The following is a 24,087-nucleotide window of genomic DNA, read 5'->3' as shown; positions in this document are numbered from 1 at the left end:
TTAGGCCTCCGCGCGGGGATCAATTGCCAGTGCTCGTGCAACGCAGACTGCTGGCTTCGCTTGAATAAATTCGACCGCCAGCCCGTCCGGCAGACGCAACCAGTTGTAGCCTTGCGGCATCTGCGTGACGTCGTACCCCCTTGCTGCCGCCAAGGCTTGCTCAAGGTCCTCACACATCACGCCCAGATGAGCTAATCGACCCTCAGGACCCTGGTATTCCGGAGCATGAATGAACTGCAAGCCACCCAGCGTCCAATACTGCCGGGGCGCATCAACGCTGCCATCGACTTCGCGCATCGTCATACCCAGGACGTCTTCGAAAAAGCGGATGTGCCATTGGATGTCCTTTACCCAGATGGCAACATGCTCGACGTAAGCCTTCGACCCCTTCATGCTTTGGCCTCCTCTTTTTGACGGTCTAACATCGCGCGCTCAATACCCTTGATGCACGCGACCAGCGTCGAGTTGACCGGCGTCGGCACGCCCACACGGGCTCCCCAGCGAACGACTGAACCGTTGATGTAGTCGATTTCCGTGACGGAGCCTTTCTCAAGACTCTGCAACATCGAAGTTTTGAACGCAGGACCAAGGCCTTCGGCCGCCAGAGTCCAGGCAGCTTCGGGATCCGTGATTGACAGCTTTACACCTGCTGCCTTAGCCACATTGATTGCTTCTTCGATTGCGGTGAAAGATGCGGCCTTGAGAAGCGGCTCTTCATAAAGCGGGCCATAGGTGAGACTGGTGATGCCAGTGAGTGCCCCCGTCGCCACATTAATCAAAAGCTTGTCCCACATCGTGCCCATGATGTTGTTGCTGACAGTAGTCGCGAGTCCCGAAGCGTTGAACGCCTCGGCGATCGCTTGTGCCCGGGAAGTCAATTGCCCGTCGAGTTCCCCGATGAAGGTGTGCTTGCCTGTCACTCCAGCCTGGATGTGCCCCGGGCCGCGCAATACGCCACCGACGTAGGTCTTTCCGGCAAGGACCCTGTCCCGGCCCACGATTTCCGACAACACATCTTCATGGCCCAAGCCGTTCTGCAAAGACAGAACGACCGTCTTGTCACCAATGAGATCGAGCGCACCTCGCATCGCTGAATCCGTATGGAAGGATTTGACCAGCACCACCACGAGGTCAACTGGGCCGACCTCAGCCGCATTCATGGCCGCACGAACTTTGACGCGATTCGAACCTGTGTCGCTATCGACAAGCAGGCCGTCGCGCTGCATCGCCTCGACGTGAGCTGCGAACCGGTCAACCAGCCAGGTCTCATGGCCGCCTTGAGTCAGTGTCGAGCCGATAGCGCAACCGAGGGCGCCGGCACCGAGGACCGCAATCTTCATTGTCATCTCCTGAAATGTACGTTTTGCAAACGATAGGATTTGCGGTACATAATGACAATGCAATGGATGCAATAACGGTATTGCGAGGGACAATAATCAAATGGAATCGCGTGATTTACCGGATATCAAGCTTCTGCAGCTTTTTGACATGCTCTACGACACGCGCAACGTGAGCCGCGTCGCTGAACATCTGGGGCAGAGTCAACCCACCGTGAGCATTTGGCTGGCGCGCTTGCGGGAGCAATTGCAAGACCCTTTGTTCATCCGGACGCCAGGGGGAATGGCCCCCACCCCGCAGGCAGACGCCCTCATAGGGCCGTGCCGCGAAATCCTTGAATCACTCCGACGTTTTGTCGCGTGGGAAATCGACTTCGATCCAGCGACTGCGCAGAGGCGGTTTCGCATTTGTATGACCGATGCGAGCCATGTCACGCTTTTGCCTCGGTTGCTCGCTCACGTTCGAGCGCAGGCGCCAGGTGTCCGACTGGAAGCGGCACGAATCGACGGGAACACAGAGCGTGCCCTCGAATCCGGTGAGGCAGACCTCGCAATCGGTTACGTCCCGTGGCTGAGCGGTGGAATTTACCAGCAGCAACTCTACGAGCAGGACTGGGTCTGCCTCACAAACCGACACCACCCGCGAGTCGGCGCTCGTTTTGGTGCGAAGCAATACCGTACGGAAGGTCATGTCGTTATTGCAGCTGGCACTGGTGCACAACTGCTCGACCAGGCACTGGCGCGCGGGCGCATTGAGCGCGACACTGTGCTGGTACTTCCGGGTTTTCTCGGATTGGGCGCTGTCGTGCAGACCACTGACCTTGTCGCTACGCTGCCGCGTCATATCGGGGAGACGCTCGCGCTAGCCAACGACCTGCAGGTGCATAACTGCCCTATTTCTGTTGAGCGTTTTTCAGTTCGACAGCATTGGCACGCACGTTATCACCATGAGGCTGGAAACCGATGGCTTCGCGGTGTGATTGCCCTCCTGTTCGGGCGGTGAGCCTGACGACAGATTCTGTTCATCACCCTTACGCAAACTCAGAGCACCGTAGTGTCCAGCGCATACGGGCCATTGCGTAAGTGGTTGATAATAAATTGGGTGCAGGCTCGCAATTTTGGCGAAGTCTGCAACTTCGCGGCAGTCACTGCCCAGACGTTAGCTTCCTGCCGGTATTCGGGCAACACGCGCTGGAGCTTGCCCGACTTCAGAGCGTCGGCGACATCCCAACCGGCGAGCAGGATGATTCCGTTCCCCGCCAAAGCCCAGTTGCTCACGATGTCACTGTGGTTGGAGCCGATTGGCCCGGTGACTCTGACCGACTCCAGCCCATGTGGGCCTTGCAACCGCCAGACCCCGAATGTCTGATGGCGCTCACGATAAAGCAGGCAATCGTGACTCGCCAGATCGGCCGCTGTCTTGGGCGCACCACGCCGCGCAAGATACTCGGGAGCGGCACACAGCACACGCGCATTCTCAACGACCAGATGCGTCACGAGGTGAGGCTCAGACACCTCGCCCATTCGGACGTCAATGTCGAACCCTTCGGCAAGCAGGTCAACGCGACGGTCCATCAACTCCAGCCAGATTTCAAGGTCGGGGTTCTCCCGATGTAGCTCGGCCAGAATCGGCGAGAGGTGGTTGCGACCCAGACGTAGGCTGGAACTGATCCGCAACTGGCCTGATAGGTGGGAATCCTTTCTCGAGACGCTGTCGTTCAGGCCTTCAACGGCCTCCAGGACCTTGCGCGCCCACGCATAGGCGGCATCGCCGGCGTCGCTGATCCGAACCCGCCGGGTCGTCCGATGAAACAGTGTCACGCCCAAAGCTCGCTCGAGGTCGGCAATCCGCTTGCTGACATACGCCGGGGAAATCCCTAGTTCCGTTGCCGCTGCGACAAAGCTCGATCGCCGGGCGACTTCGCAGAAGACGCGGAGGTCGATGAGGTCCCAATCATTATTCACGATTTGGAAGGATTGAAGTGAACGATGCACGCATTGTAAGTGCATAAGTTGACTTTAATCTCTGCTTCAGACGAAGCCGCGCGTCTAGCACGCGGTATAAGTACATGGAGACGAGACAATGGAGCATCCAGTTAACATGGCTGCCGAAAGCAGCCATTCTACTCGGCAGACGCGCAGAGCTGCCGCAAGCGGGTGGATCGGTTCGGCGCTTGAGTACTACGACTTCTTTATCTACGCGACAGCTGCGTCGCTAATCTTCCCGCAAGTCTTCTTTCCCAAAGGCAATCCCACTGTCGCGATCGTGGCATCGCTAGCCACTTATGGTGTGGGCTACGTAGCACGACCGATCGGTGCGTTCCTTCTCGGTCATATCGGCGATACGCATGGTCGAAAGAAAGTACTGATCGTCTGTATGTTTCTGATGGGCTTTTCGACGATGGCGGTCGGTCTCCTGCCGACTTACCAACAGGTTGGAATTCTCGCCCCGGCCCTGCTCGTCATCATGCGCCTCATTCAGGGCTTCGCAGTTGCCGGCGAGATTTCCGGTGCCGCATCCATGATTCTGGAGCACGCACCATTTGGCCGTAGAGGCTATTACGCCAGCTTTACGTTACAGGGCGTGCAAGGCGGCCAGATTCTCGCGGCGGCGGTGTTCCTTCCGTTGGCGCATTACATGCCCGAGGACGCATTCAACTCATGGGGCTGGCGTATTCCATTCGTGCTGAGCTTCGTGGTCATTGTCGCTGGCTACATCATCAGGCGAAAGGTCGAAGAGACGCCTGCTTTCCAGGAAGAAGACGCGATGAACGCCGCGTCGCGCTCGCCGATCGTGGAGGCCTTCAAGTACGGCTGGCGCGACATGCTCCGGGTGGTCGGTATCGCGTTGATGAATGTCATCCCTGTCGTGACCACTGTGTTTGGAGCCGCATATGCGGTGCAACCAGGGTACGGCATTGGCTTCGCCAAGGACGTCTATCTGTGGATCCCCGTTCTGGGGAACATTGTCGCGGTCGTTGTCATCCCCTTCGCGGGCAACCTTTCCGACCGCGTTGGTCGTAGACCGCTTGTCATCGGCGGTGCACTCGCATCTGGACTGCTCTCATTCTTCTACCTGTACGCGATCAGCATCAAAAGCGTCCCACTTGCAATCGGAATGTCTCTGCTGATGTGGGGAGTCGTCTACCAGGGCTACAACGCAATCTTCCCAAGCCTCTATCCGGAGCTGTTCCCAACGCGTACGCGAGTCTCCGCTGTGGCAATTGCGCAGAACATTGGTACGGCACTTACAGCCTTGTTGCCTGCCCTCTTTGCAGCAGTCGCCCCACCGGGAACAACCGGCATCCCGACGACCATCGGCGCGATCACCCTGGTCATCACGATTGTGGCCGCGGTCGCGGCATGGAGCGCGAGAGAGACCTATCGCATTCCCCTCAACGAATTGGGCAAACCCGACGCAAGCGCGATTGGCAAGCCAGAGTATCAAGAAATCCGTCAGCAGGCTCTTGCGCAATCGCGCGCCTGAGCAAAATCAATTAGGAGCACGATAATATGAGTAAGACCCGAATCGCCGTTGCCGGAGCCGGATATATTGGACTGGCACATATCGGCGCCGCTCAGGCAAGCGACACCTGCGAACTTTCCGCCATCGTGGATCCTTCGCCGGCAGCCAAGTCGATCGCAGAGAAGGCAAATGTCCCGCTTTACGCGACACTCGAAGCACTGTTCGAGAAAGACAAGCCTGATGGGGTCGTCCTAGCGACGCCTAATCAACTTCACGTCGCACATGCAAAGCAGTCGATTGAAGCACGCGTACCGATGTTGCTCGAAAAACCGATCGCGCCGACCGTGGCCGAAGCCGAGTCACTGGTACGTGCCGGAGAGGATAGCGGCGTGCCCATCCTGATTGGTCATCATCGCACCCATAGCCCAATTATGGCCAAGGCCCGGCAGGTGGTTAATTCTGGCGTCCTCGGGCGGCTCGTTGCCGTTACGGGCACTGCAATGTTTGTGAAACCAGACCATTACTTCGTCGATGCGCCGTGGCGCGGGCAGATAGGCGCCGGGCCGATTCTGTTGAACATGATTCACGAAGTGCACAACCTGAGGATGTTGTGTGGCGATATTGTCGCCGTGCAGGCATTCAAATCGCACGCAACGCGTGGGTTACCAGTCGAAGATACGGTCGCGATCAACCTGCGCTTCGAAAGCGGAGCGCTCGGCACGTTCATGCTCTCGGATACCGCTGCCAGTGCAAAAAGCTGGGAGCAGACCTCGCAGGAAAACCAGGCATACCCGACCTACGATGACGAGGACTGTTATGTCGTTGCGGGCACAAACGGAAGCCTTGCCATCCCGACCATGCGCCTGAAAACCTATGCACGGTCAGAAGATCGATCGTGGTGGAAGCCCTTCGAGGTGGGCGTAGTCGGCATGGTTCGGGACGATCCCATCAAACATCAGATGGAACACTTCGGCTCGGTGGCACGTGGTGAAGTTGAACCTTTGGTGTCAGCCCGCGACGGCCTCAAGAATCTGAGAATTACGGAAGCAATCGTCTCCGCTGCGTCGTCAGGCACGGTCATCGAGTTGCCGCGCGATTGAAATTAAAGTCAGGAGAGAGAGAAATGAAAGTACTCATGCTTCACGGCATCAATCACAACATGTTCGGCAAGCGCGATCCGGTCCAGTACGGAACTATCACTCTGGCGGAAATCGACGAGAAACTTAAGGCGCTAGGTCGCGAGTTGAACGCTGAGGTCGAGTCCTTCCAGACAAATCACGAAGGTGAAATGTGCGAACGCATTCACAAGGCGTTCTCGGATGGCGTCGACGCTGTATTGATCAACGCTGGCGCGTGGACACACTACAGCTACGGAATTCGTGATGCGCTTGCCATCCTGACCGTCCCTGTGGTTGAGCTCCATATGTCCAATATCCACGCACGTGAGGCGTTCCGTCACCATTCGGTTTTTGCCGAAGTCGTGAAGGGCCAAATCTGCGGGTTCGGGCTCGATAGCTATCTGCTCGCTCTTCGAGCGGCTGTCACCGCGGTCGCCGAAGCGAATAACGGTTAAACACCTTAACGCACTGGATCGAACGACTCTGGCGATGACCGACTGTTTGTCTGAGGCGCCGGAAACTTCGATCATGCTCGATTCTTGGCGCATCAGTCAATCGTGTATACGAGTCGTGACATCCGCGACGAATTAGCGGAACGGCACCGAGTCAAAATCTAGCGCAAGGGAGACGGAGACATAACACAGCATTTGGCTTCGACTCCCTCTTCCTTGCTGGTCGCCCGTGCAAAGGGTATGCAGCTACGCGGGCGGTTTTCGAACTGCTCCGCTCAATATCGGGCGAGCGCAAACATACATAATCAGGTCTACAGAAATGAGTACAGCAAATACACGGGCCGATCCGGTGAAGTTTGGCATCCTAGGATGCGCGAATATCGCACGGCAGTTCATCCGGGATATCAAAGACAGCCCTGTTGCGGTTGTGGATGCAGTTGCGAGTCGTAACGGCGATAACGCCCGCAGTTTCGCCGCGGAAACCGGAGTGGAACGAAGCTTCGCAAGCTATGAACGAATGCTTGAAGATCCAGGTATCGAGGCCATCTACCTGCCTCTTCCAAACAGCATGCATGCGGAGTGGGCAATCAAGGCTGCGAATGCAGGAAAGCATGTAATGTGCGAAAAGCCGCTAGCTGTCAGCCGGTCCGAAGCGGAAAAGATGTTCGAAGCGGCTGACTGCAACGGAACAGTGCTACTGGAAGCTTACCCCTACTGGTTTCAGCCACAGATACAGGTGCTACGCGACCTGATCGCAATGGGGACAATTGGAACCGTGCGTTCGGTGAGTGCCAGCTTCGGATTCCAGGTCGGTAATCCTGACACAAACATCCGGCTCAAGCCTGAGCTCGGTGGTGGTGCCCTGCTCGATGCCGGTAGCTACACGATCAGCTTCATCCGTCTCATCATGGGATGTGCTCCCAGCCGAATCACCGCGCGGTCCTTAATGACCGAGGCTGGAGTCGACATAAGTACGATGGCACTTTTCGAATATGCCGATGGCCGACGTGCGCAAATATCGTGTGCAATGGATGGTGCGAACCATCGGCACGCAACGGTCGTGGGCTCGGACGGAAGCATCTACACCGAATACCTGAATCACACAAGTGACGCAGTTGGCGCAGACGCAAGAGGATACCTGCCGAGTCGGATGATGATCCGACGTGGAATCGCCCAAACTATCCCATTCGAAAACGTAGAATCACCGTCCGGAAGTGGTTTTCGCTTCGCAGTTGAGACGTTCGCTGGGCTCCTCCGTGGGTCAATCTCCAGGGAAATTATTGGCGAAGCGCGACGCGCCAGTCTGGATATCGCGGCAACTTTGGACGCAGTTCGGACCAGTGCGAGCCTGGGAAATACGGTATTCATTGACGAACACAAATGATCACATCGCCGCGTTCTTGAGCAGACGTAAAACGGAACGATAGTCCTGCTTTTATGAAATTTATTTTCCCTAATCCATCCATAACATATAGGATTGCATATTATTTAACGATAAATTTAATAGTAGTGAGAAGACTCCTGGCGATGCCGCTGCGCATCGTCCGAACAGTGCAGCGTCAGCCCTTCCCGTCGTCCGTATGTGAACAACGGAGCTGGATGCAGGAACCAATGCCAGTGACAACATAGGTTGATGTCGCCTGGCATCTAAATATCACTAAAAATGAAAAGGACTTGGAGATGAAGAACAGTTACCCCCAAATCAAGCTCGCGCTTGCCGGCGCCACAATGATCTCGGCTATCCCGGCATTCGCGCAGAGCAGCGTGACGCTGTATGGCATCGTGGACAGCGGCTTCGGTTATCAATCGAGTTCGACGTCACTTGGCTCTACGTCCGGCGGTCACTCTGCGTTCAAGATGATCAATGGTGTCTGGGCCGGCAGCCGAATCGGCCTGAAAGGTGGCGAGGACCTCGGGGCCGGTACAAAAGCGATCTTCACACTGGAGGAAGGATTCAACAGTGCGACGGGGGCGATGGCAACGAATAACTTGATGTTCAGTCGCCAGGCCTTTGTGGGGGTAACGAATGCGACGTACGGCTCGCTAACAGCGGGTCGCCAGTATGCTGCATACTATCAGATGCTGTCGCCATACAGCCCGACGACGTGGATCACAGGTTTTTACGGAGCGCATCCGGGCGATGTGGACGGTCTGGACACGATCTACCGCGCGAACAACACGCTGCTGTATATGTCTCCGTCGCTGGGTGGGTTTAAGTTCAGCGGTTCATATTCACTCGCGGGTGTCCCAGGCAGTGTGAGCCGTGGCGCATCCTGGGCGGCCGCAATCCAGTATTCGCAGGGGCCTGTTGGTCTTGCGATAGCGTTCTCGCGTATCAACAACTCGACGCCCGGCGGTGGTTCGTTCGGGACCGATTCGGCGACTTCAAATGCGGGCGCTCAGGCAGGCGTCTCAGCGGTGACGAATGGCTATCAGACGGCACAGGCGCAGCAGCGCTTCGCGGTCGGTGCAGGCTACACGTTCAATAGCCAGCTCGACATCACTGCGACCTACTCGAATGTACAATATATCCCGGGAACGGGTTCGTCATTTCGCAATGAAGCTATCTGGAACACAGGCGGTATTGTGCTGCACTGGAAACCTACGGTAGCCTGGGATTTGGCAACGGGTTACAGCTTCACGCGGGCGACAAAAGCAAACGGAATTACGAGTAGTGCGCAGTATCAGCAGTTCAATCTGTCGCAATATTACTCGCTGTCCAAGCGTACCGGACTCTACGCACTGGAGGCGTATCAGCGCGCGAGCGGAAAGACACTCGGGTCGAACGGCACGTCAATCATCAACGCGACCGCGACCTTGGGCGACGGATTCAACTCAACTCCATCGTCGTCTCGCAGCATGGTTGGTGTAGGTGTCGGATTGATCCATCGCTTCTGATATTTAGTTATTAATACATCACAGAAACTAGGCGCCGCAAACGCGGCATCTAAATATTCTAAATTCACTCCATCTACGCCATGTCGAAGTAAAACTCGATCTATTAAAAAAACATCTTGTGCATCCACGCACAATCGACCAAGCCGGCCAGCAGTTTTCGAGAGACTCTGGCCGGTAAATTCTACATAGCAAATATGCTTCAATTTTATCCGACGGATGAAATTTCGCAGGCATTTTAAATAACTGGCTTATCGACAACACTGCAACCAATCAACTGCAGCGCTTTCCCGGAGAATATTAAGTGCCATTTGTGTGCAATAGGCATTTCTTCCAATTCAATGCGTTTAGGGAGACAGATGAAATCCTTGAAGGATTGTAGTTCCGTATTACGCGTCGTTGCTGGCAGCGAGTTCGTTAGCCTCATTGGGGACGCGAGATCTGCCCCAAGGCAGTTTCGATGTCGCGTGTGATGGCGATGAGTTCACGGTCCATTCCCGCAGCAGCGTCGAGCGCGAGTCCCACAGGCAAGCCGTTGGACGCGATTCCAGCTGGCAGCGTTATGCCCGGCACGCCCGCGTTGCTTCCTGGCTCAGTGTTACGCGTGAAGGTGGCGAAAACACCGACATTCTGACCGTTGTGAATCATTGAGTCCACTGCGGGAATCAAGCAGGCTGTGGCGACGGTTGTAGGAAAAACCAATGCATCGGCACTCGTATCGTGGAGGCATTGGCTATATGCAGCACGTGAGATGTCGCGCTTCTTGAGAGCATCCAGATAGGAAAACTCACTGATCGCGCCCGGCAGTGTGATATACCTTGCGATTTCAGCCACATCGGGGCTGCCGATTTCAGAGACGATTTCTTCAAGCGTTAGAGCGTGTCCGTTCGCGTCAATATATTCCTGCATTGCGAATCGGAATTCGTACTTGGCAATAAGTGCGTGCTCTTTATCGAAGAAGCCCGGATAGGCATTGAGGTCAATGTCGACCAGCTCTACGCCCGCTCGCTTCAGCTTCTCGAGCGCGACATCCATAACACGCTCGACTTCCGGCTCAAGCCCTTGCCAGAGCGTTGAGCGCGGTACAGCCAAGCGGATGGGGCGATCCGACTGGCGCTCGACGGCCTGTAATGTGTCACCCGCAAGAATTGCATCCAGTAAAGCGATGTCATCAACGGACCGCGCGATGGGGCCTACCGTATCTCGCGTTGTTGAAATGGGAATCACGCCGCCTGGCAGGTAACGCCCCTGAGTCGGGCGCAGTCCTACTGCACCACAGAGCGCGGCTGGAATGCGCACAGACCCGCCGGTATCGGTGCCGAGAGCTGCGGGTACCACGCCAGCTCCGACCAATGCTCCTGAACCACCGCTGCTTCCGCCTGGGATACGAGCGAGGTCAAACGGATTTCTGACTGTGCCCGTGACACGGTTATTGTTCGAAACGCCGAAGGCAAGTTCATGCATGTTTGCCTTGCCTGCAACCACTGCACCTGCCTTCAGCAACTGAACCAATACTGGTGCGTTCTGTGGTGGCAAGACTCGTTCGAAAGCAGCAGTGCCGCCACCTGTCGGCATGAAAGCCGTATTGATGTTGTCCTTGATTGCGATAGGAAGGCCGAGAAGACGACGTGGGTCTGCCGAACGTTTGAGCTCACGGTCGGAGCGCGCGGCCTGAGCAAGCAGGTGTTCTTCGTTAAAATGCGCGAAGCCGTTGATATGGCGCCAGCGCGCTTGCCGCTCGATCAAATCGCAAGCGTATTCGACGCAGGAGAAGTCTCGACGCAACAAAGCGGCCCGGGCTTCTGACAGGGAAAGGGGAGCGGCAGTGAGCATGACCAGCATTCCATGTGACATTGACTGTCACAGGGTATGGGCCTCTGAATTTGGCGCGTATCATCAAAAAGTGTGATGCTGATTGCCCTATAGGTTGGTCAGCTCACCCCGCCACTGAACCGGCGACGCAAGCCAAGACGCGAATCCTCAGACGCCGCTCAGCGCGCTGCAAATCGTGTCGCAGAACCACTGTTGTGCTGCAGAGTCCTCGTTGTGCGGTTGCCAGTAGAGATTCACGTCAAAGGTCGGAATCGGAAAAGGTAGCGGCAACGTGCGCGTTCGCCCCTCCACTGCAAATGCACTTGCCACGCGCGCGGGTAGCGTTAGCAGGAGGTCAGAGCTTGCGATCACCTCTACGAGATTTGTGAAATGGGGCACCTTTAGCGCCACCTTCCTCGTGAGGCCCATCTCTGTCATCGCATCCTCGACAAGGTGATGTCCCGAGAAAGGAGCGACTACTACGTGGCTCGCAGCAACGTATTCATCGAGACTCAGGTGGTCTTTGATTGAAGAGTGCGTTGAGCTCAGCAGACAAGAATAGGTCTCGGTAAAGACGGACGTCTTCCGCGCGTGCGCCGCCACCAATTGAATGTTGCCGAGGGCGGCATCCACACTACCCGTATTCAACCAGTCGGAAATTTTCTCGCTATCAAGCTGGACGATTTCGAGCGCCACCGACGGGGCCTGTTTCTGGAACTCTCGTACAAGCATCGGTAGGAAGTAGAGCTCGCCCAAGTCGGACAAGGCGAGCCGAAAACATCTGTTCGACTGGGAGGGATCGAACCGGCGCGTCGCCGAAATTGCCGACTCGATGCTGTCCAAGGCTGCCTTGAATGCAAGAAATAGCTGCGATGCATTAAAGGTCGGGATCATCCCTTCGCGGGTTCTTGTAAAGAGCTGGTCATGCAGCAAGTCGCGTAGCCGGCTTAACGCATGGCTGACCGACGGTTGCGTGAGGTTCAGCCTCTTTGCGGCTGCACTTACGCTCCCCGTTTCGTAGATCGCAACAAACGCACGAATAAGGTTCAAATCGGTAGTGGTCATGGACAGCCTTATAGATGAAGTCTATTTCCAAATCAAAAAACTGATCATTTGATTAATTTTACATCGACTTCTACCATCTAGGTGTCGATTAAGGAATGTCACATGACCACTGTCCATCAAGCTTCGTATGAAATCCTTCGTGAGCAAGGATTGACCACTTTTTTTGGCAACCCGGGTTCTAATGAACTGCCGTTTTTGAAAGACTTCCCCGAAGACTTTCGCTATATCCTCGGTCTTCAGGAGGCCGTTGTTGTCGGCATGGCCGACGGCTACGCTCAAGCCACCGGCCGCCCTGGTTTCGTCAATCTTCATTCGGCAGCAGGCACCGGTAACGCGATGGGCGCTCTTGCGAATGCATGGAATTCACATACCCCACTCGTCGTGACGGCAGGCCAACAAGTCCGGGCAATGATTGGCGTCGAGGCGCTTCTGGCAAACGTTGACGCAACGTCCTTGCCTCGCCCGCTTGTAAAGTGGAGCTGTGAACCGAGCTGTGCGCAGGAAGTGCCCCTCGCGCTGACCCGAGCCATCCATATGGCAGCGGCGCCCGCACCGGGCCCGGTTTATGTGTCCATCCCCTATGACGATTGGAGCAAGGAAGCCGGTCCGGGTGTCGAACATCTTGCGAAGCGCAAGGTACGGACGGCTGGCGCGCTACCCGAGCAAACGCTAGCAGAACTGGCAGCGGCTCTGAACGCTGCACGCAATCCTGTTTTGGTTCTCGGCCCAGACGTTGATGCCAACCACGCCAATGGCTATGCAGTCGCTCTTGCCGAGAAGTTGGCTATGCCCGTCTGGATGGCGCCTTCTGCTCCGCGTTGCTCCTTCCCGACGACACACTCGCACTTCAGTGGCATTCTGCCGGCGAGTATCGCTGGTATTAGCCGCCTGATGGAAGGCCACGACCTCGTGCTGGTCGTTGGTGCGCCGGTATTCCGCTATCACCAGTATGAGCCGGGCGACTATCTGCCTGCCGACTGCCGCCTTGTCTCGATTACGTGCGACATCAACGAGGCAACGCGTGCACCGATGGGTGATGCAATCGTCGCCGATATCGCCCTTTCGCTGCGTGCACTGAGTGAACGCACTTCACAGTCTTCGCGTGCAGCACCGTCTCCTCGCCCAGCACCAGCCCCCGCTGCCGACGTCGAGGGCGCGCTTTCGCCTGAGCGCGTGTTCGACATTCTCAACGACCTTGCTCCGCGCGACGCCATCTACGTGAACGAAGCAACGTCTACGATTAATACGCTCTGGCAACGCCTTCGCATGTCGGAACAAGGCAGCTACTACTTTGCTGCCGCCGGTGGTCTGGGCTTCGGTTTGCCTGCAGCAGTAGGCGTGCAATTGGCGCAACCCGAGCGACGCGTAATTGGCATCATCGGCGACGGCTCGGCGAACTATGGGATCCAAGGTCTCTGGACGGCCGCGCAATACAACATTCCGGCCATCTTCATCATCATGAAGAACGGAACATACGGTGCATTGCGCTGGTTTGCGGGTGTCCTTCAAGCTGAAAACGTTCCCGGTCTCGACGTCCCCGATCTCGACTTCTGCGCACTGGCGCGCGGATACGGTGTCGAAGCTGTGAATGCAAACTCAAGCGAGTCGCTGACGACGGCACTTCGCCAGGCGTTGGCCAGCAACAAACCGATGCTTATCGAAGTCGACACTCGCGCGGCATAAGTATTGAAGGAAAGTCAATGAGCAAGCCGGTTAATGTAGAAGACTACCGCACCCTGGCCAAGAAGCGGCTTCCGCGAATGGTATTTGATTATCTCGAGGGTGGCGCTGAGGACGAGCATGGTCTGCGCCACAACCGTCAGGTCTTCGAGAACATCCGCTTTCAGCCACATCGCCTAACCGATGTCAGTAAGCGCGATATCAGCACTGACATTCTCGGGAAACGTCAAAAGGCACCCGTTGTCATAGCCCCGACGGGTCTGAACGGTGTTCTGTGGCCGGATGGTGACCTCGTCCTTGCTCGCGCGGCTGCAAAGTTTGGCATTCCATTCGCACTCTCGACCGCATCAACAGCTTCTATCGAAGCTGTTGCCAAAGCATCGGACGGAGAACGTTGGTTCCAGCTCTACGTCGTTCATCGCAAACTCGCGGAGTTGCTTGTCAAACGGGCGTTGTATTGCGGCTATACCACGCTGGTTTTGACGACCGATGTCGGCGTGAACGGTAAGCGCGAGCGCGATATGCGCAACGGCTTCGGCATGCCGATGAAGTACAGCTTGCGGACCATAATGGACGGCATGCTGCACCCGCGCTGGTCGCTGGACTTACTGCGCCACGGTGTTCCGCAACTCGCAAATTTTGCGAGCGACCAGGTTCAGGACACAGAGCTACAGGCAGCATTGATGAGCCGGCAGATGGATGCAAGCTTCTCGTTCGATGATCTCAAGTGGCTGCGGGATCTTTGGCCCCACAAGCTACTCATCAAGGGCCTCTGTCGTCCGGAAGACGCTGAGCGCTGCATGAAGCTTGGCGCAGACGGCGTTATTTTGTCGAACCACGGTGGTCGCCAACTGGACAGCGCAGTCTCGCCGATGGACACGCTCGTTGAGACTGCAGCGAAGGTCTCCGGCGCAGTGCTCGTAGACAGCGGTATCCGACGCGGTTCGGATGTCGTCAAAGCAGTTGCTCTCGGCGCCGAGGCGGTCCTGCTTGGTCGCGCAACTCTCTATGGTCTCGCCGCACAGGGACCCGAGGGGGTCGACGCCGTTCTCGACACATTCATGGACGAAATCGACAGAACCTTGGCACAGATTGGCTGCCCCTCCGTGTCGAATCTGAATAGCGACTTCATCTGGCACGATAATTCGCATCAGGTCCTCGGCGAGAATCCGCTTCATCTCGAAATGTGATTGGACTGAAAGCATGACTGATATTCGTATTAAAGGCCTTCGCGCACGCGCGGTAAATGTACCGCTCGAATACCCCGTCAAGACGGCAGTTGGAACGGTCGCAACATCGCCCCTCGTTTTGATCGATCTCTACACTGACGCCGACGTGGTGGGCACTGCGTACGTCTTCACATACACGCCACTGGCCCTGAAGCCGGTTCAGCGCATGCTCGAAGAACTGGCTCCGGTTATCGAAGGGCAGCCACTCGCGCCGTTCCACATCGACCAGCTATTCCAGTCGAAATTTCGCCTCATTGGCAACACGGGCATCGTGAAGATCGCCACTGCAGGCATCGACATGGCAATCTGGGACGCGAAGGCCAAAGCAGCCAAGCTTCCTCTCGTGGAACTGCTCGGCGGTGTCGCCAAGCCTCTGCCTTCATATGACAGCCACAGCATGGATGGCGTCGAACTTGCCACTCAGCGTGCGAAGCGGGCAGCGGAACAAGGCTATTCCGCCATCAAGACGAAGATTGGCTACGCTACGATAGCAGAAGACCTGGAAGTCGTTCGAAGCATCCGCAATGCGGTGGGCGACGAGGTTCAGATTATGGTCGACTTCAACCAGAGCCAAACTGTCCCCGAAGCAATCCGACGGGGGCGAGCACTCGAGCAAGAAGGCGTCGCCTGGATTGAAGAACCTACGGTCCAGTATGACTACAAGGGGCATGCACGCGTGCGTGAAGCTCTGAATGTCCCAATCCAGATGGGCGAAAACTGGTTCGGTCCGGAAGAGATGTCGCTCGCGCTCTCCATTGGTGCGTGCGACCTTGCGATGGTCGACCTGATGAAAATCGGCGGAGTGACTGGCTGGCTACGCGCTTCGGCACTCGCCGACGACGCCGGGATCCCGCTGTCGAGCCATATTTTCCAAGAGTTTAGCGCACACGTTCTCGCCGTCAGCCCGACCTGCCATTGGCTTGAGCGCATGGATATGGCAGGTCCCGTGCTTGAACCGCTGCTTAAGTTCAAAGATGGCAACGCGCATTTTGGCGATGTTCCAGGAGCAGGCATCGTCTGGCGAGAAGAGGAAGTCGAACGTTACAAGGTTTAAACATCATAGTCAGGGCCTAAAAAAGAAAGGCCCTGACACTGCCATTTAATACAACGAAAAAATTGCCGAAAAACGGCAATAAATTTTGGAGACACCCATGAGCATCGGCAACCACGACTACGTCGTCGAAGAGACTCGCGTCAACGCGTTCCACCTGTTAATCTTGTTCTGGTGTTCGATGCTCATGACCTTTGATGGGTATGACCTCGTCATCTACGGCTCGGTACTTCCTACCTTGATGAATGAGTGGAAGCTTTCGCCGGTCATAGCAGGAATTATAGGTAGCAGTGCACTGTTCGGCATGATGATTGGCGCGCTGACGCTCGGAAGTTCCTCAGATCGCTTTGGACGGCGACGCGTGATTCTTGTTTGCCTGATAATTTTCGGGGTTGCGGCACTGGCCAACGGGTTCTCTCAGACGTCCACCGAATTCATCGTCTGTCGCGTATTCACCGGTATTGGTCTCGGTGGCATGGTTCCTAATATTGTCGCTCTCATGGCGGAGATGGCACCTAGCTCGAAGCGCAATATCATGATCACCGTCATGCTCTGCTTCTTCTCAGTTGGCGGAGTAATTGCTGCATTCACGGGAAAGTTTGTCACGCCAGCATTCGGATGGCGTGCGAATTTCGTTATCGCTGGCCTCCCTCTCCTCGCCGTCCCCCTACTCTATCGATGGCTACCCGAGTCCATCACTTATCTCCTTGCGAATGCAAAGTTCGAAGAAGCTGACCGCGTACTTCGAAAAATTGCACCTAGCTTGCGTCGCTCGGCGGCTTCGTTGGCACCCTTGAATGCCCAAGCTTATGGAAACCCGTCAAATCTACGTACGGTCCAACTATTCACCGAAGGCCGAGGCCGCAATACCATCCTTATCTGGATCGGCTTTGGAATGTGCATGCTCATGGTGTACGGTCTGACCACATGGTTGCCAAAGCTGATGGTCGCAAATGGCTACTCGCTCGGCTCAAGCCTGTCGTTCCTTTTGACACTCAATGCTGGCGCAGTACTTGGAGGATTGGCTAGCGGCTGGCTTGCAGACCGATTCGGTGGAAAAAACACACTGGTGCTCTACTTCACAGTTGCAGCCATCTCGATTGGTGCTCTTGGATTCAAGCAGAACGAATACGTGCTAAGCGTACTCTTGATGCTCGCTGGCGCCACCACGATCGGCACACTTTGTCTGGTCCATGCCTTCGCGGCGATAGCTTATCCGGCACACATTCGGTCGACGGGCGTAGGTTGGGCAGCGGCAATCGGACGTTTTGGGGCGGTTGCAGGACCGGCGGTAGGCGGATACCTGTTTGCTCAAAACCTTCCAATCAATGTCAACTTCCTGTTCTTCGCCGCGCCGGGCATCATCGCTGCGATCGCGTTTGTTTTAACGTCCGGCGAAACAGAGGAACCGAAATCGACGAGCGCCACAGTTGCATCTGCGGATTAGCTAGCCTGTGAGCGATACGTAAAATGCGTGTCGCTCGGCTAACTAATTAGAACGGTGTGTATCGAGTGGCACTCTCGTGCGCTGCATCAAGCGATGCAGCGCACTCGCCTTAAGCCTCTCTCAAAATCGAAGACGAAGGCAGGCGATTACTTCTCGCTGCCCTCGGCACTAGGTTGCAGAGAATCGACAGCGGATGCTTCACACGCAGACTCGCGCGGTACTTCTTGCTGGAAATCTCGAACGATAGCGCCCGGCGTTCTGTTGATACGAAGCTGGAACACGTCCGGACGTGAATAGTGCCCAACAGGGTCGTATGCGGCCTTCGCCACGCCAATTACCCCCAAGTCCACGTCGGCGTAAAGCAGCCCCTCTTGCGTCTCTCCCAACGGCTCGCACAGAGGCGCACCATCGGGACCATAAATCATTGCAAAACCACCGCCTTCGAGCAGCAGCGGCGCCTTGCTCTCCGAGTCGATCAGCATGTCAAGCATCTCTTTCGACACGGTGGCGCAAGGAGCAAGAACGTAGCACTGTCCCTCGAGAGCGTAGACCTGGCTCGCTGCATTATTCGCCGGAGCGCTGAGCTGGAAAGCGGCGCCGCGATAGACCGAGAAGCTCGGCCAAGCTGCAACGTGGATCTGTTCATGTTGCGAGTACATGGCAAACTTCGACAGCGGCTGAATATGCTCGGCGCAACACAAAGCACCTAGCTTGCCGAGCGCCGTGTCGTACACGCCAAGATGGCTACCGTCGCCTTCTCCGTAAACGGTGCGTTCGGCGTGGGTCGGCTTGAGCTTTCTACGTGTCGCGACCACTTTACCGTTGTCGTCAATGATCGCCTGCGAGATATAGAGCGACCCACCTGCGCGTTCAGAAAAGCCCAAGACAACGTGGATGCGGTTCTTTGCAGCCGCAGCGGTGATCTTGTTGAACAACTCGCTACCAATGGTCAGCGAATTCTCAAAATGCCGGCGTACGAATTTCATACCGGCTGCGGGCGAATCCAACCAGATCCACCATGGATAGCCCGGAAGCCAGACTTCGGGGAAGGCGATCAGCGACGCGCCGTTCGCAGCAGCCTCCTCGATCAGTCGTATGGTCTTTTCGACACCTTTCTCAAGGTTCAGAAATTCCGGTGCTGCTTGAACCGCAGCAACTTTGAACTGGCTCTTTACTTCGCTCGACATGCTTCCTCCTCATGCTAATGAAATGGGCCTCTTGCAGTACCAGTTGCGATGCTCAGACACAACCGCGTGGCACTATATTGAGACCGACTCTTTTCTTCCAAAATGGAAGATATACACAGAATGACGTGTGCGACGCGAAACCGTTATCGGCACACAGCTTTCAGTTAGGCAATTTATTGATATTCAGTTATAGGTGACGTCAATAAACCTATTGCGTATCTCTGCCACCTACGACTTCCAAACTATCGTAAGCAAGCAAAAAAAACCGCTGTTGCTCACGACTCCCACATTTCATGGATGAAAGTCCCACACACCAACATTGTTGTTGAGTTCACAAAATTGTCGTCGTCTACTTTGCGTATAAGTCCGTCTTGGATATGCTTCGTATGTCGCTTGCCACGTGTCGATGGGGCCTGATTGTGAAAACCTACGTAGTGGACAGGGAAACACCCCGTAGCCAGAAGATTGACTCATGGCTGCATCTGCTTCGTGAGATGTTCGTCAAGCTCGAGTACGTATCGTCTGATGAAGCGACTGACCAATCGCTCACGGCAAAACTAGAACACAGGACACTGTCCAATCTGGATGTTCGCTCAGTCGCTTCGACCAAACAGACTTTGCAGCGCGTCCCTCAGCGGGCGGCAGACTACGAAGGAGAGTATTTCCTGGTTGTCTTGCAAATATCTGGAACGGGCGGCGTGACTCAGGATGGACGGAAGGCTGTTTTGCGACCTGGCGACTTCGCGATGTACGACACGACGCGCGCTTACGCATTGGAATTTGACACGTCGTTCGAACAACTTGTGGTGAGTATCCCCCGCGATCAGCTTCGAACTCAGGTCCCAAGTGCCGAAATTCTTACCGCATGCCAAATTCCTGGTGAGAAAGCCTTGGGCCGGCTTTTGCGCGACATGGTTTGTGGACTACCATGCACGATCGACGAGACAACTGACGACACCCACCCATTCGTTGCTCACGCCGTCGTTGACCTGATTGCAGCTAATCTACGCGCCCTGCAACCTGCGCCCGGATCGTCTCCGTCCAAGTTGCAGCGCTATCAGGAAGAAAGAATTAAGGACTTCATTCAGAAGAACGCGACCGACTCAGAACTGACTGTAACGAAGCTCGCGCAAGCGTTGGACATGTCCGTGAGCGCGGTTTACCGCGCTTTCGAATCGCAAGACGTCTCGGTGGCAGAAATGATCTGGCTTGAGCGCCTGAGGGTCGCACGCGAAGTATTCAGAAACTCGGCATTTGCATCCAAGAGCATCAAAGAGATCGCGTTTGAGTCAGGCTTTTCTGACGCCGCGCACTTTAGCCGTGCATTTCGCCAGAGGTATGGCATAAGCCCGCGCGAGTTTCGTGCGCGTGACTGATAGGTCTGTCAAAGGCGCCCGCCGACGCCCACTGCGGCGGAAACAGAAATCTCAAACTGCTTACCCGCCATGAACCTTTCTGTCTCTGACATCACTCAAGATGAAATCCGGCTGTTTGGTGACATCATCGTTCAACTGGAAGAGCTCGGCCCCATAGTTGACATACGTACTGTCCTGCTCCCCGCCATCACGCGCCTAATTCGCGCTGACTATGCCGCGTCTTTCGACTTCGACGAAAAGACGCAACTCTGGTGCAACGGCGTCTCGTACAACGTCGACAAGTCGCTTGTCACGCGTTATGAGTCATGGTTTCAGCACAATGACCCGATGACGACGAAGCTATCCCAGCGCCGTGTCGCAACATTCGTCGACGAAGTAATCAATCGCCACGACCTTGAGCACACTGAGTTCTACAACGATTTTCTACGGCGCGAAGGCATGCACCACGGGATCAATCTGTACTCGTTCGAAGGCACTACGCACGTGGGCGACCTTCGCATATGGCGCGCCAAGGATCGGCCCGACTTTAGCGAACGAGAAAAGGTTCTCTTGAACGGCATTGAGCCATTTTTTCGCCGGGCATTATTACGCCAGCGTTGTTGCTCCGAGGGGCTAACGGAACGAGAGAATGAAGTTGCACGACTAGTCGCGACTGGTGCAACAGACAAAGAGATTGCTCGCATATTGGGCATCGGGATCTCCACCGTTCGAACACATCTACGCCGCGTGATGGATAAAAAAGGAGTGACGAACCGAGCCAAGCTTGCATCGATTATTTTGTAATATTTCAATAACATTCTAAAGTTTTAACGGTAAATTATTCGCCGTAAGAAAATTACAAATAAAAGACAACATTGCAATAAAAAAGAGAGGATGCTTTCGCAATCCTCTCTTTGACTTTTTTGCCGCCGTCGAATCACTTCGTCGGTCCGACGGTTTCTTCCGATCGACGCTGTGCTTTCTGCAGGTTTTCGGGATAGCCTGGCCCACTTTGGCTAGGACGATAGCCGTTACTCTCCAGCCTCTTCAATTCCGCATTTTTCTTTGCTCGTGCCTCTCTTCGCTTCCGCTTGTGCTCCGCCTTTGCAGTGGCTTTGTCCGACGCTTGATATTGATCATTACTGGCAACGGAATAAGCCAAAGGTGCACCAGTCTGCGAAAATGCGCTTAACGAGTAAAAAGACGCAACCAAAATCGCAGATACGAGACCTTGAAAATGAGTCATTAAATTCCTCAAATGAGAACATTCGTTCCACGATAGACAGTGCAGATCACGAAACGGCTAGGGCCAGGAATTGGCGCAAATTAAAAGTGATGGCGCAAGCCAATACGAGCAGCGCTTTGCGCATTCGAGCTCGACGGCGAGCCAAATGCAGCCTCGAGCTGTGCAGGATACGCATGGTCGTGGCCAATGAGTCCAACAATGTAAATATCCGTTCTCTTGGAGATAAAGTAGTCGGCGCCCAAGATAAATACATTGGCGCTACCTAGACCATTGTTTCGCCACTGCTGGGTGTATCCGCCCGACAGCGAAATGTCAGGTCGGACGAAATACTGAATGCCTGTTTCCAGTGTCGTTGCACGAGGCTTTGACGCGGAAGACAGCGAGGCAGTTGCGATATTGCTAACCAACTGAACGGGGCCGATGGTATAGGATCCACCGGCTGCCCATACCGTCTCGTTCGCACCGAGAGCTTCATTATGCTGCGAAAAATACGAGACAGAACCACTGAAGTTCTTCTGGTTGTAGTTGATGATGAAGTTCATCACCTGATTGGTACCAAGCGAGCCTGCCACATTACCGGAGGCGTACATGGCACCTGCACTAAAGCCAGCAAAGGTCGGTGAGAGGTACTTGACCGCATTGTTGACTTGATCACCCCAGACCCGATTGTCGAGGATGTAGCCGCCGGAAGCGTAGGACGACAGCCCCCATCCCAAGAGCCCGGCGGGTGTGATGACGGCATTAGAATAGCCAGCGAATGTCTCTCCGATGAAGTCGAAATCCCGACCCATCGTAAGGCGCCCCCAAGGCCCACTCATCCCGAGGTATGCTTTCCGATTAAACAACGATCCCTGGGAAATCAACTCGCCATTAGAAAGCTGGAATCCATTTTCGAGATCGAAGATAACGTGATTCCCTCCACCAATGTCCTCATCGCCTCGGATACCCCATTGAGTAGGCTGAACGACGCCGTCTTGGAACTGGATAGCCTTGCCATGCCCCGTTGAGGTGACGGTGTTGCTGGTGTATGTGATGCCGGCATCCAGCACGCCATAGAGTGTCACCGACGATTGAGCATGTGCGTACGTGCACAGAACAAGAGGCAGCAGCGCTGCAAGAGCTTTAAGTTTCATCTGTCGTTTCCCTTTCGATCCCAAAACCATTAGTTCAATTGAATTTTTAGTGTGAAAACCGGGAACGACTGCCGTTATTCTCCTCTGACATCCGGCTCTTCTGCCAAAGCCGCAAATGAGGCATCGCATCCTGAAATTCGAAAGATTGCGTTCCGCTTGGTCAAAATGTATTAGAGGGTGTTTTTTGCCAGCATCATCATTAGTGATGACGCGGCTCGGTCACGGCTGAATCAGACGATGGATGTCCGAGCTGCTCTGCAGCCGGCTGCCATGTAATGGCGTGCCATGAGCCCACTGGGGCTGGCGTCGTCAGCCCCGATTGATTTGACCGGAATCACAGCGGACATCGAGGTCTGCTGGATCTGACAGCAGAGTAGGTAGAGGTTCTGCGATCGCGTCGCACGAACGCAACTCCACGTATATGCCCTACTTGACGCAATATCACACCATCAAGTTAGCGGAACAACTCCTAAAACTTACTATGGTGAATCCCCCTGCTCGCACGCACAAGCAGATGCTGCGGCCTGGATTGAAAGAGGTCGCCCAGGCCTAGCGCCCCGGCCAGATGGCAATACGCAAAGCCGATCTGATGGATGTGTCGAACGATGAATGTAGCTTCGCAGCCCCCTATCTGATTTTGCCGAGTACGAAGGTACCGCAGCACAGATACAAACTGCACAAGATGTTCAAAGCGCTGCGCTGGCTCGTGCACACGAGTGCGCCGTTGCGTACACGCTGACCTTACCCCGCTGAGTATGCCATCCGTAAGTTAGTGGACTCGGCGGCTAAAAGGTCCTTTGAGCCCTGCAGACGCCAAAAAAACAGGGGTAGGCTGGGATTGGCCTTGGTGCGGCTATACTGCTCCGGTGGTCATCCGACCGACAGGGGATAGAACAATGAGAATTACCGTTTTCTTAGGGGTGCTTGGGTTTGTTCTTGGAGGATGCGCCTTAGTCCCCGTTCAAGACCAGACCCTCATCAATGCGAATGGTGCGTCCATCACCTGCAAGCAAGTGGGCGCGGGGATCTTTTCCTCCGGCATTGGGAAGGCTCGGTTTGATGATTGCGTGGCGAGCGCTCACGCCATCGGGTATCAGTAAGCCGGTGGACTGAACACCGGCCCCGTCCTAAACGGCGGCCGCCCGGATAGTGTCGCTCTTCATGCGAGCCTGCGCACGGTCGCCAAGCTTGCCGGCGCAGGCATGGTCCGAATCACTCATGGCCATTATGAGCAAGGGCTCCGGCCGCTCGAACTCGCCGCAAAGGCGAATATGGCCCTTGCGGTAATTGATAAGGCCACGCCTCTTGGATGCGTCGACCTGCTGGAAGCGACGTAAATACGTCGCTGCTCAGGACCATCTGGACCGCGAACTGCGTTATGGCACAACGGTAACGCCACGTAAGCGTCCTCCTTCCTCTCTACTTCGCGTTCAAGCAGACTAGACTGAGATAAGGGCTCGCTCCGCGGGCCCATTTGGGTAGTCACCTGCCGGACGCAAGGTGCTATCCGATCGCACTATTGCAATTATGCAATTCGCATCGACAGCAATATCGACCCCGCACGTTTGTCCCCCATCACATCGCATGATCGCTTCGCCTGCGTCGGAAATGGAC

General features: G+C 55.4%; 20 protein-coding genes. 12 read left to right on the top strand and 8 right to left on the bottom strand.

All coding sequences use genetic code 11. The features are described 5' to 3' along the window. Nucleotides 1-393 carry a VOC family protein gene (locus U5A67_RS26115; protein WP_321816571.1) on the bottom strand — a complete coding sequence of 131 codons (393 nt, stop codon included), beginning with the start codon at nt 391-393 and terminating at the stop codon, nt 1-3. Beyond that, nucleotides 390-1,340, bottom strand: coding sequence for a ketopantoate reductase family protein (locus U5A67_RS26110; RefSeq protein WP_321816572.1), 951 nt, complete (start codon nt 1,338-1,340; stop codon nt 390-392). The genes U5A67_RS26115 and U5A67_RS26110 overlap by 4 nt, the downstream gene beginning before the upstream one ends. 100 nt (nt 1,341-1,440) lie before the next feature. On the opposite strand from U5A67_RS26110, the gene U5A67_RS26105 reads away from it, so the two are divergent. After that, nucleotides 1,441-2,340 carry a LysR family transcriptional regulator gene (locus U5A67_RS26105; protein WP_321816573.1) on the top strand — a complete coding sequence of 300 codons (900 nt, stop codon included), beginning with the start codon at nt 1,441-1,443 and terminating at the stop codon, nt 2,338-2,340. A gap of 38 nt (nt 2,341-2,378) precedes the next feature. Here U5A67_RS26105 and U5A67_RS26100 read toward each other — a convergent pair whose 3' ends face one another. Beyond that, a complete protein-coding gene (locus U5A67_RS26100) occupies nt 2,379-3,332 on the bottom strand; it encodes a LysR substrate-binding domain-containing protein (protein ID WP_321959754.1) in 954 nt (317 codons plus the stop codon). Nucleotides 3,333-3,438: 106 nt separating this feature from the next. Here U5A67_RS26100 and U5A67_RS26095 point away from each other — a divergent pair, with 106 nt between their 5' ends. From U5A67_RS26095 to U5A67_RS26075, 5 genes are all read left to right on the top strand, one after another. Continuing rightward, on the top strand, nt 3,439-4,824 hold the full coding sequence (locus U5A67_RS26095) for an MFS transporter (RefSeq protein WP_321959753.1): 1,386 nt from the start codon (nt 3,439-3,441) through the stop codon (nt 4,822-4,824). Nucleotides 4,825-4,850: 26 nt separating this feature from the next. After that, entirely contained in the window at nt 4,851-5,903 is a 1,053-nt protein-coding gene (locus U5A67_RS26090) for a Gfo/Idh/MocA family oxidoreductase (protein WP_321816576.1), read from the top strand. Nucleotides 5,904-5,926: 23 nt separating this feature from the next. Next, nucleotides 5,927-6,376, top strand: coding sequence for a type II 3-dehydroquinate dehydratase (aroQ, locus tag U5A67_RS26085; RefSeq protein ID WP_321816577.1), 450 nt, complete (start codon nt 5,927-5,929; stop codon nt 6,374-6,376). A 316-nt stretch (nt 6,377-6,692) separates the two neighbouring features. After that, nucleotides 6,693-7,757: a Gfo/Idh/MocA family oxidoreductase gene (locus U5A67_RS26080; protein ID WP_321816578.1), complete on the top strand. Its 1,065-nt coding sequence runs from the start codon at nt 6,693-6,695 to the stop codon at nt 7,755-7,757. 296 nt (nt 7,758-8,053) lie between these two features. Next, nucleotides 8,054-9,271, top strand: coding sequence for a porin (locus U5A67_RS26075; protein ID WP_321816579.1), 1,218 nt, complete (start codon nt 8,054-8,056; stop codon nt 9,269-9,271). A gap of 420 nt (nt 9,272-9,691) precedes the next feature. Here U5A67_RS26075 and iaaH read toward each other — a convergent pair whose 3' ends face one another. Together iaaH and U5A67_RS26065 are read right to left on the bottom strand one after the other, a co-directional pair. Continuing rightward, the gene (gene iaaH, locus U5A67_RS26070) at nt 9,692-11,101 is read right to left on the bottom strand and encodes an indoleacetamide hydrolase (RefSeq protein WP_321816580.1); all 1,410 of its coding nucleotides are present in this window, start codon (nt 11,099-11,101) and stop codon (nt 9,692-9,694) included. Nucleotides 11,102-11,248: 147 nt separating this feature from the next. Further along, the gene (locus U5A67_RS26065) at nt 11,249-12,145 is read right to left on the bottom strand and encodes a LysR family transcriptional regulator (RefSeq protein WP_321816581.1); all 897 of its coding nucleotides are present in this window, start codon (nt 12,143-12,145) and stop codon (nt 11,249-11,251) included. A 102-nt stretch (nt 12,146-12,247) separates the two neighbouring features. On the opposite strand from U5A67_RS26065, the gene mdlC reads away from it, so the two are divergent. The 4 genes from mdlC (at nt 12,248) to U5A67_RS26045 (ending at nt 17,552) form a co-directional block, all read left to right on the top strand. Continuing rightward, the gene (mdlC, locus tag U5A67_RS26060) at nt 12,248-13,828 is read left to right on the top strand and encodes a benzoylformate decarboxylase (protein WP_321816582.1); all 1,581 of its coding nucleotides are present in this window, start codon (nt 12,248-12,250) and stop codon (nt 13,826-13,828) included. Nucleotides 13,829-13,845: 17 nt separating this feature from the next. Beyond that, entirely contained in the window at nt 13,846-15,015 is a 1,170-nt protein-coding gene (locus U5A67_RS26055) for an alpha-hydroxy-acid oxidizing protein (protein WP_321816583.1), read from the top strand. Between the two features lie 13 nt (nt 15,016-15,028). Continuing rightward, nucleotides 15,029-16,108, top strand: coding sequence for an enolase C-terminal domain-like protein (locus tag U5A67_RS26050; protein WP_321816584.1), 1,080 nt, complete (start codon nt 15,029-15,031; stop codon nt 16,106-16,108). A gap of 97 nt (nt 16,109-16,205) precedes the next feature. Further along, nucleotides 16,206-17,552: an MFS transporter gene (locus U5A67_RS26045; RefSeq protein ID WP_321816585.1), complete on the top strand. Its 1,347-nt coding sequence runs from the start codon at nt 16,206-16,208 to the stop codon at nt 17,550-17,552. 146 nt (nt 17,553-17,698) lie between these two features. Here the strand turns inward: U5A67_RS26045 and U5A67_RS26040 are convergent, their stop codons facing one another. Continuing rightward, entirely contained in the window at nt 17,699-18,739 is a 1,041-nt protein-coding gene (locus U5A67_RS26040) for a carbon-nitrogen hydrolase family protein (RefSeq protein WP_321816586.1), read from the bottom strand. Nucleotides 18,740-19,158: 419 nt separating this feature from the next. Here U5A67_RS26040 and U5A67_RS26035 point away from each other — a divergent pair, with 419 nt between their 5' ends. Continuing rightward, nucleotides 19,159-20,115, top strand: a complete 957-nt coding sequence (locus tag U5A67_RS26035) for a helix-turn-helix domain-containing protein (RefSeq protein ID WP_321959752.1) — start codon at nt 19,159-19,161, stop codon at nt 20,113-20,115. A 69-nt stretch (nt 20,116-20,184) separates the two neighbouring features. Next, nucleotides 20,185-20,898, top strand: coding sequence for a helix-turn-helix transcriptional regulator (locus U5A67_RS26030; RefSeq protein WP_321816588.1), 714 nt, complete (start codon nt 20,185-20,187; stop codon nt 20,896-20,898). A 133-nt stretch (nt 20,899-21,031) separates the two neighbouring features. Here the strand turns inward: U5A67_RS26030 and U5A67_RS26025 are convergent, their stop codons facing one another. After that, nucleotides 21,032-21,340 (bottom strand): hypothetical protein, encoded by a 309-nt coding sequence (locus U5A67_RS26025; protein ID WP_321816589.1) that lies wholly within the window; start codon nt 21,338-21,340, stop codon nt 21,032-21,034. An 80-nt stretch (nt 21,341-21,420) separates the two neighbouring features. Further along, entirely contained in the window at nt 21,421-22,473 is a 1,053-nt protein-coding gene (locus U5A67_RS26020; protein ID WP_321816590.1) for a porin, read from the bottom strand. Nucleotides 22,474-24,087 lie beyond the last annotated feature (1,614 nt).

The organism is Paraburkholderia sp. J69-1 (assembly GCF_905220255.1).
Lineage (GTDB): Bacteria > Pseudomonadota > Gammaproteobacteria > Burkholderiales > Burkholderiaceae > Paraburkholderia.
Note: the sequence above shows the minus strand (reverse complement) of the source record. Positions and strands in the feature narration are given on the sequence as shown.

What these genes read in the sequence shown, in the direction of transcription:
- U5A67_RS26030 (WP_321816588.1), top strand. Translation starts at nt 20,185, where the DNA reads ATGAACCTTTCTGTCTCTGACATCACTCAAGATGAAATCCGGCTGTTT.
- U5A67_RS26080 (WP_321816578.1), top strand. Translation starts at nt 6,693, where the DNA reads ATGAGTACAGCAAATACACGGGCCGATCCGGTGAAGTTTGGCATCCTA.
- U5A67_RS26090 (WP_321816576.1), top strand. Translation starts at nt 4,851, where the DNA reads ATGAGTAAGACCCGAATCGCCGTTGCCGGAGCCGGATATATTGGACTG.
- U5A67_RS26040 (WP_321816586.1), bottom strand. Translation starts at nt 18,739, where the DNA reads ATGTCGAGCGAAGTAAAGAGCCAGTTCAAAGTTGCTGCGGTTCAAGCA.
- U5A67_RS26020 (WP_321816590.1), bottom strand. Translation starts at nt 22,473, where the DNA reads ATGAAACTTAAAGCTCTTGCAGCGCTGCTGCCTCTTGTTCTGTGCACG.
- aroQ (WP_321816577.1), top strand. Translation starts at nt 5,927, where the DNA reads ATGAAAGTACTCATGCTTCACGGCATCAATCACAACATGTTCGGCAAG.
- U5A67_RS26115 (WP_321816571.1), bottom strand. Translation starts at nt 393, where the DNA reads ATGAAGGGGTCGAAGGCTTACGTCGAGCATGTTGCCATCTGGGTAAAG.
- U5A67_RS26110 (WP_321816572.1), bottom strand. Translation starts at nt 1,340, where the DNA reads ATGAAGATTGCGGTCCTCGGTGCCGGCGCCCTCGGTTGCGCTATCGGC.
- U5A67_RS26055 (WP_321816583.1), top strand. Translation starts at nt 13,846, where the DNA reads ATGAGCAAGCCGGTTAATGTAGAAGACTACCGCACCCTGGCCAAGAAG.
- U5A67_RS26105 (WP_321816573.1), top strand. Translation starts at nt 1,441, where the DNA reads ATGGAATCGCGTGATTTACCGGATATCAAGCTTCTGCAGCTTTTTGAC.
- mdlC (WP_321816582.1), top strand. Translation starts at nt 12,248, where the DNA reads ATGACCACTGTCCATCAAGCTTCGTATGAAATCCTTCGTGAGCAAGGA.
- U5A67_RS26065 (WP_321816581.1), bottom strand. Translation starts at nt 12,145, where the DNA reads ATGACCACTACCGATTTGAACCTTATTCGTGCGTTTGTTGCGATCTAC.
- U5A67_RS26075 (WP_321816579.1), top strand. Translation starts at nt 8,054, where the DNA reads ATGAAGAACAGTTACCCCCAAATCAAGCTCGCGCTTGCCGGCGCCACA.
- U5A67_RS26045 (WP_321816585.1), top strand. Translation starts at nt 16,206, where the DNA reads ATGAGCATCGGCAACCACGACTACGTCGTCGAAGAGACTCGCGTCAAC.
- U5A67_RS26050 (WP_321816584.1), top strand. Translation starts at nt 15,029, where the DNA reads ATGACTGATATTCGTATTAAAGGCCTTCGCGCACGCGCGGTAAATGTA.
- U5A67_RS26095 (WP_321959753.1), top strand. Translation starts at nt 3,439, where the DNA reads ATGGCTGCCGAAAGCAGCCATTCTACTCGGCAGACGCGCAGAGCTGCC.
- iaaH (WP_321816580.1), bottom strand. Translation starts at nt 11,101, where the DNA reads ATGCTCACTGCCGCTCCCCTTTCCCTGTCAGAAGCCCGGGCCGCTTTG.
- U5A67_RS26025 (WP_321816589.1), bottom strand. Translation starts at nt 21,340, where the DNA reads ATGACTCATTTTCAAGGTCTCGTATCTGCGATTTTGGTTGCGTCTTTT.